Here is a 14,547-nt window from a genome sequence, read left to right on the forward strand (position 1 = left end):
TCAGACCTCCTGCTCGGCGAGTGCCTTCTCGAGGGCCTCGCGGTGTTCGGGCGCCGCGATCTTGATCAAGCGGGCGGCGCGCTCGGCCACGGTGCACCCGGTCAGCATCGCCACTCCGTGCTCGGTCACCACGGCGTCGACGTCGACACGGGCCGTGGTGACCACGCCACCGCTCAACCTCGGAACGATCGTCGACTCGGTGGTGTCCCCGGTCCCGCGGGTCGACCGCAGCGCGATGATCGACCGGGCGCCGGTCAGCGAAGCGGCCCGGCTGAAGTCGACCTGACCGCCGACCGCACCGATGTGCACGTGCCCGGCCAGCTCCGCGCCGACCTGACCGAGCAGGTCGACCTCGATGGCAGAGTTGATCGACACCAGTGACTTCAGATGCGACAGCACCGCGGGTGCGTGCGTGTAGCTGGCGGGTCGGAACACGATCGGGAACTCCCGCAGTCGGTAGTAGCCGTCGCCGGAGCACAGCGCCGCGCCCGTGACGGCGACCCCCGGGTCGATCTCCTTCTTCGCATTGGTGATCGCGCCCTTCTCCATCAGGTCGAGCACGCCGTCGGTGATCATCCCGCTGTGGAACCCGAGGTCGTGATGGCCCGCTAGTGCCGCGAGCACCGCCGACGGCAGCGTTCCCACCCCGATCTGGATCGTGGCCCCGTCGTCGATAATCGACGCCACGTTCTCGGCGATGCGCATGTCGACGTCGTCGCCGGGCCTGCTCGGCGAGGCGCGCAGCGGCCGGTCGGTCTCGATCACAGCGGCGAACCGGGACAGCGGCAGCCGCGGTCCGCCAATCGTCCGGGGCATGCGATGGTTGATCTCCGCCAGCAGCACGCGGGTGTGCTGGACGGCGTCGGCGACGTAGTCGACCCCGACACCGAGCGTCACCATGCCGTCAGCGTCCGGTGGGGAGACCTGGATCATGCCGACGTCGTTGGGGAGCTGACCGAGCGCGAACATGCGCGGCAGCGCCGAGTAGTGGCACGGCACGACGTCGAGCCGCCCGTTGCGGCTCAGCTTCCTCAGCACACCCAGGCCGCCGTAGGACAGCACGGTGAGGTTGTCCGGGATGTCGTGGGTGAGCCGGGCGTTCCACGTCAGCCCGGAGAACGCGCGTACGGGACCGATGCGGTCCACGGCGTCCAACAGCTGGTTGACCAGTGGCTCGGGCTCGGCGCTGCCCTGCCCCCACCACACACCGTCGCCGGCGTGAACGAACTCCGCGACGTCCATGACTTTCGCCTTCAGACCCGTTGCACCAGGGTGGCCGTGCCCAATCCGCCGCCGCAGCACATCGTCACCAGGCCGAGCTCGACGTCACGTCGCTCCATCTCGGCCAGCAGCGTCGCGAACAGCCGTGCGCCGGACGCCCCCACGGGGTGACCGAGCGCGATGGCGCCGCCGTTGACGTTGACGCGCTGCATGTCGGGCTTGAGTTCGCGTTCCCAGGCCAGTACCACCGACGAGAACGCCTCATTGATCTCGATCAGGTCGATGTCGTCGATCGACATCCGGTTGCGCTCGAGCAGTTTCCGCGTGGCGGGAATCGGACCGGTCAGCATGATCGCCGGGTCCACTCCGACGGTCGTCTGGTCCAGGATCCGGGCTCGTCTAGTCAGTCCCAGCCGTGCCACGGCTTCGTCGGAGGCCAGCAGGACGCCGGCGGCGCCGTCGGTCAGGGGTGACGAGCTCGCCGCAGTGACCTTGCCGCCCTCGGGGCGGAACACGGGTTTCAGGTCCGCCAGTTTCTCCAGCGATGTTCCCGGGCGGATGCCCTGGTCACTGGCGCGGACCTCGCCGTCGAGGTCCATCGGGATCATCTCGCGGACGAACCGTCCCGCGTCGACCGCGCGAGCGGCCAGCGTGTGCGATCGCACCGCGAACTCGTCCATCTCCCGGCGGCTGATCCCCCACCGGTCGGCGATCCGCTCGGCGGCCTCGCCCATCGACGGGAAGTCGTAGCGTTCGAGCAGTTCGTCCGGCCACGCCCGACCGTAGAGTTCCTCGATCCTGCCGACCGCGTCCATCGGGACGTGGCCCATGTGCTCCACGCCGCCGGCCAAAACGACGTCGTGCGTCCCGGAGGCGACCAGGGCGGCTCCCATCTCAACCGCGGTTTGCGCCGACCCACAGCGGCGGTCGAGCACGGTGGCCGGGATCTCGTGCGGGTAGCCCGCCTGCAGCCATGCGTTGCGTGCGACGTTGCGCGACTGTTCGCCGAACGGCGCGGTGCAGCCGATGACGATGTCCTCCACGTCGGTCGGCGCGATGCCGGTGGCCGCCAGCAGCGCTCGGTAGACGGCGCCCAGCATCTCGTTGGGATGCACGTCGCGGAACCAGCCCCGTTCCGGGTGCGCCCTCCCCATCGGCGTGCGCAGGGCCTCGACGATCCAGGTGTCGCGTCCGGTGCCGGCGAAGACCACTCACATCACCATCCCGCCGTCGACCGGCAGTACCTGTCCGGTGATGTAGGAGGCGGCGTCGCTGGCGAAGAACACGAACGTCGGCGCGATCTCGCCGGGCTCGGCCCAACGCCCCATCGGCACACGTGCCAGGGTCTTGGCCGCAAGCTTGTCGTTGGTGCGGATGTTCTGCGTCATCGCCGTGGCGGCCAGCGGCGCGACCGCGTTGACGCAGATGTTGCGGCGTGCCAGTTCTTTGGCCAACGACTTGGTCAGGCCGATGATGCCGGCTTTCGCCGCACCGTAGTTGACCTGGCCGATCGTGCCGGTCAAGCCCGCCGCAGAGGTGACGTTGATGATCCGCCCGGTACCGTCGTCCGGCAAGTACGGCAATGCGGCCCGGCTGACGGTGAACGCCCCGCCGACGTGCACGCCGAGCACCAGTTCGAATTTCTCCGGTGTCATGTCGGCGAACATCGCCGGGGCGATCACGCCAGCGTTGTTGACCAGGATGTGCAGGGTGTCACCGGCCAGTCGCGCGGCCCGCTCGGCGGCGGATCTCGCCTGGTCGGCGTTGCGCACGTCGAGTTCGGCGGCGTCGGCCGCGCCCCCGGCGGCGGTGATCTCGCCGGCGACGGTCTCGGCGGCCGCTGGGTCAAGGTCGGTGACGAGTACGGACGCGCCGGCAGCCGCGAACGCTCGTGCCACCGCCGCACCGATGCCGTTTCCGGCCCCGGTGATCAGTGCGGAACGGCCGTCGAGTCGGAACACATCCGGCGATACCACACCAGCCATGTCAGTAGCTCCTGGGTAGTCCGAGAACGTGCGAGCCGAGGAAGTTGAGCACCATCTCCTGGCTCAGCGGGGCGATGCGGGTCAGGCGTGCCTCGCGGAAGTACCGGGCGACGTGGTACTCCTCCGAGTAGCCCATGCCCCCGTGGGTCTGCAGCGCGCGGTCTGCCGCCTCGAACCCGGCTTCGGCGCACAGGTACTTGGCGGTGTTCGCCTCGCGGCCGCAGGGCAGGCCGCGGTCGTACAGCCAGGTGGCCTTGCGCAGCATCAGCTCGGCGGCGTCCAGCTTGGCGAGCGAGTCGGCCAGCGGGAACTGGATGCCCTGGTTCTGCCCGATCGGACGGCCGAACACCTCGCGTTCGTTGGCGTAGCGGACGGCCCTTCGCAGCGCTGCCCGGCCGATGCCGAGCGCTTCCGCGGCGACCAGGCAGCGTTCCGGGTTGAGACCGTCGAGCAGATAGTAGAAGCCCTTGCCTTCCTCGCCGACCCGGTGGGACGCGGGCACCCGCAGGTCGTCGATGAACAGCTCGTTGGAGCTGACGGCGTTGCGACCCATCTTGCGGATCGGTCGGATGTCGATGTGGTCGCGGTCGAGGTCGGTGAAGAACAACGTGAGCCCGTCCGTCTTGCGCGGCGAGTCCTCGAACTTCTGGGTGCGGGTCAACAGCAGGATCTTCTCCGACTCGAGCGCTTTGGAGATCCACACTTTGCGCCCGTTGATCACGTAGTCGTCGCCGTTCCGCCGGGCGAACGTGGTGATTCGGGTGGTGTCCAAGCCGGCGCCGGGTTCGGTGACTCCGAAGCACACGTGCAGCTCGCCGCTGGCGATACGGGGCAAATTCTCCCGCTTCATCTCCTCCGAGCCGTGCAGGACGACCGGGTGCATGCCGAAGATCGACATGTGCAGCGAGCTGGCGCCGTTCATACCGGCACCGGACGCGGCGACTTCCTCCAGCAGCAGGGACGCCTCGGTGATGCCGTACCCGTGCCCCCCGTACTCCTCGGGAGTCGTGATGCCGAGCCAGCCGGCTTTGGCGAACGCGTCGTAGAACTCGTGCGGGAACTCGTGTGCCGTGTCCGTCTCCATCCAGTACTGGTCGTCGAACTTGGCTGCCAGCTCGGCGACCGCCTTCCGGATGGTCTGCTGGTCCTCGGTGAGCTCGAAGTCCATGGTTGTGCGCGTCCTCCTCGCCTACGGCCGCCTCGCCGCAATGGACGACTCATTAAATGGTTAGACCAAACTAACTTTAGACAAGCCGTAGGCTGTCTGCCAACAGGTCGTTCCACACCGCTGGAGATCCGAACAGGTACTCGTCGAGCCGGGCGCGCTTGTAGAACAGGTGCAGATCGTGCTCCCACGTGTAACCGATCGCACCGTGGATGGTGAGCGCCGTGTCCGCCGCACGCGAGCCGGCTGCGGTGACCTGCGCTTTCACCGCCGCGGCGTGCCGCAGCCGATCCTCGTGGGCGCGGTCGAGCGACGCCGCCGCGTAGTAGACACCCGACCGGCCGGCTTCGACGCCGACCAGGATGGACACCGCGGCGTGTTTCACCGCCTGGAACGAGCCGATCGGGACGCCGAACTGACGGCGCTGCCCGCTGTACTCGACGGCCATGTCGAGCATGCGCTGCATCGCGCCGAGCGAGTCCGCCGCGGTGAGTACCGCGGCAAGCCTCGCCATCTCGTCCAACACCGCCGTCGCGTCGACGTCCAGCGCGGCCGAGGGCGCGTCGTCGAGTGTGACATCGGCGACCGACCGCGTTCGGTCCAGCAGCGACCGACGGCGCACCTCCACCCCGGGCCCATCGGCCGTCACCAGTCGTAACGCCACGCGACCGTCGGCGGCGCGCACCGGCGCCACAAACGTGCCGGCCCGGTCGGCACCGAGCACGCGCGCCGCCCGACCGCTGACCCTCCCCTGATCGTCCACGCGCAGCCACGGTGCCGAGGAGGGCACCCGCTCGGCCGGGACCAGCACCGCGGCCGGCGAGGAGCCCTCGATCGCCTCCGCCACCACCTCGGCTCGTCCGGCCAGCGCGGGCACGGCGAGCACCGTCGCCATCCAGGCGGCACTCGGCGCCGCGGCGCGCGCCAGCTCCTCCGCAGTCAGCGCCAGTTCGACGACGCCGCCACCCTGACCGCCCAGCCTCTCGTCGATACCGACGCCAGCCATGCCGTCGGCGGCGTACCGTCGCTCGAACTCGCTGATGTCACCGCTGTCCAGCCACCGGCGCACGGTGGCGACCGGTGCGGTGTCCGCGAGCCAGTCACGCAGGGCGTCGCGGTAGTCCTCCTGCTCCTGCGACAGCTTCCACTCCATGAAAATCCTTCCGGCTGTGGCGGGGAACAGCGAAACCACAGGCAGCTGTCCCGCCGCGGGAGATACGACTGCTACATTAGGTACGACCATTTCATCTGCGTTCGCACAGTGATTTCAGGAAGGCCCAGGGATGGCGAATTCGGCCAAGGCGGAGAATTCCGACGGGCGTCGTCCGGTCAAGCTTTCGCCGATGCAGGTACCCAAGGCCTCCGACGTTCTCGCCAACGACCTGCGCGAACGCATTCTTCGCGGGGAGTTCCCAGAAGGCACCGCACTGCCACCGGAGCGCGATCTGGTGGCGCAGACCCAGATGAGCCGCACCACCGTGCGCGAGGCGCTGCGTATCCTCGAGGTCCAGGGACTGGTGCAGATCCGCACCGGCCGTTCCGGCGGGGCGTTCGTGCAGCGCCCGGGCGAGGCGGCGATCGCCAACTCGGTCAGCTTGACCATCCGCGGCCGACGTATCCGGCTGGCGGCCCTGATGGAGACCCGCGAAGCCATCGAACCGTCGTGCGCGCGCCTGGCCGCCCGGTACCGCACCGACGAGGACCTCGAGGCGCTCGAGCGCGCGAACGCCGCCATGACGCTCGACTCCCCGCTCGCGGACTTCCTCACCGCCAACATCGACTGGCACGTCGCGGTGGCCCAGGCTTCGCACAACGAATTGCTCATCGGCTTCATGCGCGCGTTGTCCCGGGCCATTTACGAATCCACCGACAACTCCGCGTTCGTGGACGCGGAAGTCCGCAAGGAGACGATTCGGGCACATCGCCTCATCATCGATGCCATCCGGGACCGGGACCCCGAGGCGGCGGTGCGTCGCATGAGCAGGCACGTCCACGTGTACGCCGACTCGGCGCTGAAGATGGAGCAGCGCACCGCCATCGAGGTGCCTGAGTCCTGACGGAGAGGTCATCGCTGCCCCTGCAGCAGCGTCCTGATCTCGTCAACCGCCTCGGGGTTCTCCGCACCGGACAGGTCGCCGGGGTCCGTACCCAGCACCGCGGCGCGGATCGCCCGTCGCATGATCTTGGCCGACCGGGTCTTCGGCAGCCGCTCCACACGCACCACACGGCTGGGTGCGAACGGCTTGCCCACGCCTTCGGCGACCAGCCGGCGCACCCGCTCGGCAACGGCCTCCTCGTCGAACCCGTCGGTGTGTTGCTTGGCGACGTAGAAGATCCAGACGGCCTCGCCCTTGGCCACGTCGGGCACGCCGACGACCGCGGACTCGGCGATCGCCTCGTCGGTGGCGACCACCGACTCGATCTCGGCGGGCGCCACCCGTTTGCCGGCCACGTTCATCACGTCGTCCGACCGGCCGAGGATGAACCACCCGCGCTCGTCAACGAGCGCGTGGTCGCCGTGCCGCCACAAGCCCTCGAACGTGCTCCAGTACTCCTCGAAGAACCGCAAGCCGTCGTCGTCGTTCCAGATCCCGCGCGTCATCGACGGCCACGGCTGACGGCACACCAACTCACCGATCTCGCCCCTTACCGGTCGACCGGCGTCGTCCACGACGTCGACGTCCATGCCGAGCGCCGGACCGCCCAACGAGCAGCTCGCGATGGGTTCGACCGGGTACGGGCACAGGAACGAGCCACCGACCTCGGTGCCTCCGGAGAAGTTGATGACCGGCACACGTCCGCCGAACACGTCGGCAGCCAGCCACTCGTACGACTCCGGGTCCCACGGCTCGCCGGTGGAGCCGAGGATCCGCACACTGGACAGGTCCGTGCGCGGCTTCTGTCCCGCGGCTCGTAGCGTGCGGATCAACGTCGGGCTCACCCCGAGCATCGAGATGCGGTGGCGCTCGACCAGCTGCCACAACCGATGCGTGTCCGGTACGTCGACGGATCCCTCGTACAGCAGCAGCGTGCCACCGGTGCCGTGGGTGCCGAAGATCGACAGCGGACCCATGATCCAGCCCATGTCGGTGACCCAGCAGAACACCCGCCCCGGCGCCATCTCGAACCCGTAGGACACCTCAGCGGCGGTGCGGACGACGAAGCCGGCGTGTGTGTGCACCGCGCCCTTCGGCTTGCCGGTGGTGCCGGACGTGTAGGCCAACAGCAGCACGTCACCGGCCGACGTCCGTTCCACGTGGGGATCGGGTGCCGACGCGAGCAGCTCGCCCCACGCGACTTCTCCGCCGCCCAGCCGAACGCCGCGTCCCAGGTTGTCCACCACGACCACCGTGTCGACGCTGGGACACGACCTCAGCGCGGCGCGCATGGTGTCCAGCAACGGGAGTGGCTTGCGACGGCGGATCGTCCCGTCGGCGGTGATCACCGCTTTCGCCGCGGCGTCCTGCACCCGGCTGGCGATCGCCGGAGCGGCGAAACCGGAGAACAACGGCACCAGCATCGCGCCGATACTCGCGACCGCGTAGGCAGCCACCACGGCTTCCACCGACATCGGCAGGTAGACCGCCACCGCATCCCCTTTGCGGATGCCTCGGGCCCGCAGTCCGGCGCGCAACCGCGCCACCTGGTCGGCCAGCTCGGCGTAGCTGACCGTGCGGACGGTGCCGTCCTCGGCCTCGTGGATCACCGCGGTCGCGTTCGGGGTGCGCGTCACCCACTTCGCCAGGCAGGCGTCGACGGCGTTCAGTCCGCCGCCCACGAACCACTCGGCGTGCGCAATCCCCCTGCTGGTGTCGACGATCTGCCGGTACGGCTGGTGGAAGTCGATCTCCAAGTCCTTGACCACCGTCTGCCAGAACGCGCCGATGTCAGCCACGGACGCCGCCCGCAGGTCGTCGATCGTGGCGACGTTCATGCGCCGCATGAGCCGGGCGACGTTGCTGTTGTCCAGGTAGTCGGCACTGGGCTGCCACACGTACGTCAATTGGCCTCCTCAGCGACGGGGCATGCCGAGAATCCGCTCGGCCGCGATGTTGCGTTGGATGAACGTGGATCCGCCGGCGATGGCGGTGCCACGGGACTGGTTGGCCAGGCGCAGCCAGCGGCGGGACCGCTCACTGGTGTCGTCGACGTCGTCGAGGCCGAACTGTCCCCCCAGCGGCGCGAGCGACAGCCGGAAGTCGGCGAGATCCTCCACTAGCGGGCAGAAGTAGAGCTTCCCGATCGACGTGACCGGACCCGGCGGGGCACCGTGCGACGCGCCGGTGATCACCCGCTGGTTGACGGCGTGGTGGATCATGGCCCGCCCCCACAGGTCGGCGACCCGCTGGCGGATGCGCGGGTCGGCCCCCAGGGGTTTGCCGTGCTCGTCGGTCATCTGCCGGATGTCGGCGATGATGTCGTTGACGGCCCTGGTGGTGTTGACGCGGCCGGTGGCGATCGCGACCCGTTCGAACGACAGCGTGCCCATCGTGACCTTCCAGCCGCCGTCGACCTCGCCGACCACCAGCTCGTCCGGTACGAACACGTCGTCAAGGAACACCTCGTTGAACTCCGCCTCGCCGAGCATGTGCTTGAGCGGGTTGACGGTGATGCCGTCGGAGTCCATCGGCAGCAGGAAGAACGTGATTCCCCGATGGCGCTGCTTGTCCGGGTCGTTGCCACCGGTGCGGGCCAACAGGATCGCGTACGAGGCGATCTGCGCCCGGCTGGTCCAGATCTTCTGACCGGTGACGCGCCACCCGCCCTCGACCTTGACGGCCTTGGTACGCAGGCTGGCCAGATCGGACCCGGCCTCGGGCTCGGAGAACAGCTGGCACCAGATGTGCTCGCCCGTGAGGATGGGCTTCAGGAAGCGTCGTTTCTGCTCGTCGGTGCCGAAGTGCGCAATGGTCGGCCCGCAAAAGTCCTCGCCGACGATGTTGAGGCGTTCCGGTGCGCCCGCGAGGTCGCACTCGGTGGTGAAGATCGCACGCATGCGCTCGTCGAGCCCTTGGCCGCCGTACTCCTTCGGCCACGTCAGCCCAGCCAGCCCGGCGTCGTACAGCATCCGCTGCCACTGCCGCCAGAACGGCACCTTGTCCTCCAGCCGCTCCGGTTCCGGCCACGGCAAGCGCGGCAGCGCGTCGTCGAGAAAGCTCCGGACGCGTTCGCGGAACGCGGCCTCGGCAGGGGTGTCGGCGAGATCCATCAACCCTCCGTGGTCAGGCGGTGTCCTTGGTTCGCGTGCGATCGCTGCCGACCGCGCCGCGCTCGGCGAACGACGGCACGGCCGGATGACCCTCCAGGCGCAGCACCAGCAGCGCGGTCTGCACACTGAGTTGGTCGTCGGCGTCGGACGCGACATCGAGTCCGGTGATGTCGCACACCTTGGCCAGTCGCAGGCGGACGGTGTTCTCGTGAATACCCAGCCGACCTGCCGATTCGCGCACGCTGCGCCCGGTGTCGAAGAAGCACTGCAGCGTGCGCAGCAGGTCGGCGGTGCCTGGTGCCCCGCTGAGCAGCTTGCCCAGCACGTCGCGGACGTAGCGGCGGACGGCGGCGATGTCGCTGTTGGCTACGAACAGCCGGGCCGGGCCGAGCTCGTCCACCGTGACCACGCGCTCGCTCGAACTGGCGAACTGCTGCACACACAGCGCCACTTCGCGTGCTTCGCGGTGGGCCCGCGGCAGTTCGGACGGTGCGGTCACACCGGACACGCCCGCCGCGGCGCCCGCGCGACCCACGGTGGCGATCACCTGCCGCACCGCGTCCTTCACCTGCTGCACGAACCCACAGGTGTCGGCCGCCTCGACCAGCAGAACGACACCGTCACCGACGTGCGTGCCCAGTACTTCCACGCCGAGAAGGGCGGCCAGCTCGTCGGCGAGCTTACGTTCGTCGGATACGTGTCTGTCGGCGGTCTCGGCGACGTGCACCACCACACGGTCGACGTCGACGAGCACACCCAAGTACTCGGCCGCGGCGGCCAGGTCGTCCTCGGCCTCCGGGCCGCGCAACAGTTGCCGGGTGAGAGCGGACCGCGCGTTCCACGACACCCGCGCAATCTTGGCTTGCACCGCGTACTCGCCGGCTAGGTGGAAGGCGGAGCGGCTGGCCAGGACCACGTCGCCGGTGCGGAACCGGCGCGCCACTTCCGCCATCACCAGCCAGGCGAACAGACTCCCACCCCGCGCGACCGGCATGAGCAGATGCCGGCGCACCACTCCGCGCGGCGGATCCGGCTCGATCACCAGTGGCTCGGCCGCGGTGAGGTCGACCGGACCGTTGTGCTCGAGCAGCAGGTCGACATCGGGGGGCGCGAAGTCCGAGCCCCGGTTGCGCACCGACCTCGCCACCACCCGACGCCGCTGGTCGATCAACCACAGCGGGTTCGGCGTCATCTCGACGATCTCGCGCACAAGACCGGCGATACCCTTGCCCGCTGCAGCGGCCTGCGACAAGCGCATCTCGATCGCCAGCCGCCGGCTCAATTCGTCGCACCGTTGCTGCAGCGTGGCGACGTCAGCACGGAAGTATGCGGTGGTCATGCCAGCTTCTTCGCGATGTCTGCCCGCAGGACGTGCTTCTGGATCTTCCCGGTGGCCGTCGTCGGCATCGTCGAGACGACTTCCAGTCGCTCGGGGAACTTCTGCCTGGCGACCTTGCGCTCGGCCAGCAACGCGTTCAGCTCCTCCAAAGTCGGCGGTGAGCCGGGGTCGGCGGGCACCACGTAGGCGCACACCTTCTCGCCCAACCGCTCGTCGGGCATGCCGACGATCGCAACCATGCCGACCTTCGGGTGGGTGACCAGGTGGTCCTCCAGCTCGCGCGCACTGATATTCATGCCACCGCGGATGACGATGTCCTTCAGCCGGCCAGTCACCCGGATGTACCCGTTCTCGTCGGCTCGGCCTAGGTCACCCGATCGCGAGAAACCGTCGGGGGTGAACAGCTTCGCGGTCTCCTCCTCGTTGCGGAAGTACTCGATCATGTGGCTCGGGCCGCGGTAGGCGATGTCACCTTCCTCCCCCCGTGGTACCTCCCTGCCCTCTTTGTCGACGATCTTCACCTCGGCGCCCGCCAGTGCGCGGCCGTCCGACGTTGCCGACCGCTCCGCCGGGTCGTCGATCGTGCACATAGTGGTGAGCATGTTCTCCGACCGCCCGTACAGGCTCAGGACGTGGCAGCCGAACATCTCGCGTGCCTTCTCCACCACCGATCCCGGGATCGGGGCACCGGCGCAGATCCACACCCGAAGACTGCTCGGATCGTGCTTGCCCGGGTCGAAGGCGGCTATCAACATCTGCAGGAACGCGGTCGCGGTGACCGCACAGGTGCAGCCGTGCTCCTTGATCCGTTCCAGGCCGACTGCCGGGTCCCAGACGTCCATCAGGTACGACGAGGCGCCATGCAGCAGCGGCAACAGAACGCTGGTGATGATCCCCGTGCTGTGCGTGATCGGTGACGGCCCGAACTGCACGTCCTGTTCGCTGTAGCGGATGCTCTTGGCGATGCCGAGCGCGCTGGCACGCAACGTGTTGAAGGTGTGGAAGCAGCCCTTGGGTCGTGACGTGGTCCCCGACGTGTAGACGATCACGAAGCCGTCGTCCGGGGACGTGTCGGGGCCGGCTTCGTGTTCGAGCCGGTTGATGTCGCCATCGGCGTACAGAGCGTCGAGCGGCTTGCCGTGGGCGAAGCCGAGCGCGCTGCCGGCATGTGTCACGTAGACCTCGCGTAGCTGCGGGTTCTGCTTCTTCAGCTCGGCGAACATTGCGGCGTGGTCGAACCCGCGGAACTTCCCGCATGTGACCACGGTGGATACCCCCGCGTGATCGATGACGTAGGCAACGTCGTTCTCGCGGTAGATGGGCATGATCGGCACCAGAATCGCGCCGATGCGGTTCAAAGCGGCGGCCAGCAGCGGGAACTCGGTCCAGTTGGGCAGTTGGGCGGCGACCCGCTCCCCTCGGCGCACGCCTGCCCGCTTGAGTCCGACGGCCAGACGCAGCGATTTCTCGGCGAACTCGGAGTAGGTCAACGACTCGGCGTCGTCGCAGACGTAGGTCTTGTCCGGGTGCGACGCGGCGCGCGCCCGGACGACTGCGGAGAAGCTGCTGGGCTGCCAGAAACCTGCGCGGTAGTACCGCTCGATGTCGACGTCCGAGTACCTGTCACGGACAGTCTTGAGGGGAGCAGACATGTCGGGTCCTCTTCAATGAGGCGACGATCACACTTGTCGCATAATATAATGGTCAGACCGTTCTAGCAACAAGAATCGACCGGCCGTACGAGCTACGAAGAAGAGCGGAACTGCAGGAAATGCGAGAAGGGAGTGGAACCAGCCGACGGCTGCACTGGTTCCACTCCCGCATGACTACGACTGTCCGACGCGTGCCCAACTGGCGCCGGCGTCGGTCACCGGCCGATCAGCACAGGTGCCAGACCTGTCACAAGGCGTTGTTTCCCGCTCCCGACCCGACGGGTCGCCCGAGAACAGAAGGACACGGTTGGACCACGACGCCGCGTTGACACCTGGTGCGAACAGCACCAGATCGGGCTGGGATCCGGGAACGATCACTGCTTGACCAGAGTGATGCAGGCGATCCGCCCTCCGGCCGTGCCGGCTTCGCCTTCCTCGGTGCCGGTATGGTGCTCGTGCAGGACGACCGAGCCCGGCACGCGGTCGCCGAGCGTGAACTTCACCGCCGACGTGACTTCCGCCTCCCCCTCGTCGTCGGTGGTGAAGTCGAGCCAGATCTCGTTCTCCGGGTTGGCGTACTTCGGGTCGACCGAGGGCTGCTTTGGGTCCTCCTCGTGCTGGAAATGCGGGCCCGCGTCGTCACCCGTGGGTCCGCACTCCTTCACGTGGACGTGCGCGCCGTACTCACGGTTCGGCAGCAGGCCGGAGACTTCGAGCTCCACCCGCACACCCGAGCTGTCGGCGGTCAGCGTGACTTCCGCTTCGGCACCGGAGGGCACCAGCTTCTTGTCGTAGCGGATCGCGCTGGCTTGCGTGCCCGGCCGGTAGTCGGTGAACTCGCCCTCGCCGTGCAAGGTTGTGAGCTTGGCGGAGTCCTGGCGCTGCGACGGCTCCGACGCCGCGTCCGGTGCCTCCTCACCGCATGCGGAGAGCACCGCCACCAAGGCGGTGCCTGTCAATAGCGCGTTGATCTTCCTCACGGGTGGCGTTCTACCCGATCTCCGACGTCCTTCTCCATCACGTCTCACCCGTTCACTCGGCAAACCCGGCCTCGACACCACTATCGAGTGAATGACCCGGCCGGTCAGCGTTGATCGGTGCGCCCGCCGTTGGAGACCGCCACGATCGTCCCCTGGGCCAGGGCGACCAGCCGTTCCTCCGGGTCGGCCGCACCCTCGTCCACCCGGGAGAAGATCGAACAGCGGCACACCGCCTGGCGCAGCGTCGACAGCGCGGCCTCGGCCCTGGCGACGAGATAGTCCCCGGTGGCCGGCTTGGCGTAGTTGATCTTGAGCTCGGCGGTCAGCGCGTCGGTCCGCAGCGCCAGCCCACCGGCGAACGTGAGGGCGTTGTCGGCCAGATAGCTGATGAGCCCGCCGTGCGCGAAGCCGTGCTGTTGTTTGAACTCGGGTCGCATCCGCAGGCCGATGGTGACCTGCCCCGGTCCGACGTCGACGAGTTCGGCACCGAGGAACCTGGTGAACGGCTGCGCGTCGAAGACCGACTGCGCGAAGCGCCAGAGCTGATCCGTGGTCAGGGCCATACCCCTCATGGTGACCGAAATCGGTCACATGGTGATCATTCCGCACGCAATCGGATCAGCGACGACGCCTGGACGCGCACTCAGGCGGTCTTTCAGCGCAAGGCGACCGTCAGCAGGACGGCGACGTCGGTCAGCGCCTGCAGGCCGTGTCGCTGCGGAGGGATCGCGACCAGCTCCCCCGCCTGAAGCGTCCACTCCTCGCCCGCGGTGTGCAGCCGGGCCCGGCCGGTGAGGACCTGCAGCGTGGCGGCCGGGGGCGAGTCGTGCTCGGCCATCGCGGTGCCCTCACGCAGCGCGATCACGGTTGCTCGCTGCGCTGCCCCGGTGACGATCGTGCGGGCGGCCCGTCCGGCATGGTTCTCCGCGGCTTCGGCGAGCAGTGCATCGGCTAGCTGCTGGAGGTCGACCGTGTTCGCACTCATCGCCTGCACCC

General features: G+C 68.4%; 13 protein-coding genes. 1 reads left to right on the plus strand and 12 read right to left on the minus strand.

All coding sequences use genetic code 11. The features are described 5' to 3' along the window. From CXP56_RS02110 to CXP56_RS02130, 5 genes are all read right to left on the minus strand, one after another. Positions 1-1,242, minus strand: coding sequence for an acetyl-CoA hydrolase/transferase family protein (locus CXP56_RS02110; RefSeq protein ID WP_286899464.1), 1,242 nt, complete (start codon positions 1,240-1,242; stop codon positions 1-3). A gap of 11 nt (positions 1,243-1,253) precedes the next feature. After that, positions 1,254-2,432, minus strand: a complete 1,179-nt coding sequence (locus CXP56_RS02115) for a thiolase family protein (protein ID WP_286899465.1) — start codon at positions 2,430-2,432, stop codon at positions 1,254-1,256. Continuing rightward, complete coding sequence (locus CXP56_RS02120; RefSeq protein ID WP_286899467.1) at positions 2,433-3,206, minus strand: SDR family NAD(P)-dependent oxidoreductase; 774 nt, start codon at positions 3,204-3,206, stop codon at positions 2,433-2,435. It abuts the gene before it with no gap. Position 3,207: 1 nt separating this feature from the next. Then, entirely contained in the window at positions 3,208-4,374 is a 1,167-nt protein-coding gene (locus CXP56_RS02125; RefSeq protein WP_286899471.1) for an acyl-CoA dehydrogenase family protein, read from the minus strand. A gap of 76 nt (positions 4,375-4,450) precedes the next feature. Continuing rightward, positions 4,451-5,524: an acyl-CoA dehydrogenase family protein gene (locus CXP56_RS02130; RefSeq protein WP_286899473.1), complete on the minus strand. Its 1,074-nt coding sequence runs from the start codon at positions 5,522-5,524 to the stop codon at positions 4,451-4,453. 190 nt (positions 5,525-5,714) lie between these two features. Between CXP56_RS02130 and CXP56_RS02135 the strand changes: the two genes are divergently transcribed. Beyond that, on the plus strand, positions 5,715-6,428 hold the full coding sequence (locus tag CXP56_RS02135; protein WP_286899474.1) for a FadR/GntR family transcriptional regulator: 714 nt from the start codon (positions 5,715-5,717) through the stop codon (positions 6,426-6,428). A gap of 8 nt (positions 6,429-6,436) precedes the next feature. On the opposite strand, the gene CXP56_RS02140 is transcribed toward CXP56_RS02135, so the two are convergent. From CXP56_RS02140 to CXP56_RS02170, 7 genes are all read right to left on the minus strand, one after another. Continuing rightward, positions 6,437-8,365 carry an AMP-binding protein gene (locus tag CXP56_RS02140; RefSeq protein ID WP_286899571.1) on the minus strand — a complete coding sequence of 643 codons (1,929 nt, stop codon included), beginning with the start codon at positions 8,363-8,365 and terminating at the stop codon, positions 6,437-6,439. Positions 8,366-8,383: 18 nt separating this feature from the next. After that, positions 8,384-9,580, minus strand: a complete 1,197-nt coding sequence (locus CXP56_RS02145; RefSeq protein WP_286899477.1) for an acyl-CoA dehydrogenase family protein — start codon at positions 9,578-9,580, stop codon at positions 8,384-8,386. Between the two features lie 13 nt (positions 9,581-9,593). After that, on the minus strand, positions 9,594-10,919 hold the full coding sequence (locus CXP56_RS02150; protein WP_286899480.1) for a PucR family transcriptional regulator: 1,326 nt from the start codon (positions 10,917-10,919) through the stop codon (positions 9,594-9,596). After that, the gene (locus CXP56_RS02155; RefSeq protein WP_286899482.1) at positions 10,916-12,571 is read right to left on the minus strand and encodes an AMP-binding protein; all 1,656 of its coding nucleotides are present in this window, start codon (positions 12,569-12,571) and stop codon (positions 10,916-10,918) included. Before CXP56_RS02155 ends, CXP56_RS02150 begins: the two co-directional genes overlap by 4 nt. 374 nt (positions 12,572-12,945) lie before the next feature. Beyond that, positions 12,946-13,551: a superoxide dismutase family protein gene (locus CXP56_RS02160; RefSeq protein ID WP_286899485.1), complete on the minus strand. Its 606-nt coding sequence runs from the start codon at positions 13,549-13,551 to the stop codon at positions 12,946-12,948. Positions 13,552-13,655: 104 nt separating this feature from the next. After that, positions 13,656-14,114: a PaaI family thioesterase gene (locus tag CXP56_RS02165; RefSeq protein ID WP_038044778.1), complete on the minus strand. Its 459-nt coding sequence runs from the start codon at positions 14,112-14,114 to the stop codon at positions 13,656-13,658. A 92-nt stretch (positions 14,115-14,206) separates the two neighbouring features. Next, positions 14,207-14,536: a cupin domain-containing protein gene (locus CXP56_RS02170; protein WP_028847141.1), complete on the minus strand. Its 330-nt coding sequence runs from the start codon at positions 14,534-14,536 to the stop codon at positions 14,207-14,209. Positions 14,537-14,547 lie beyond the last annotated feature (11 nt).

Source organism: Thermocrispum sp. (genome assembly GCF_002919275.1).
In the GTDB taxonomy this organism is placed as follows: domain Bacteria; phylum Actinomycetota; class Actinomycetes; order Mycobacteriales; family Pseudonocardiaceae; genus Thermocrispum; species Thermocrispum agreste.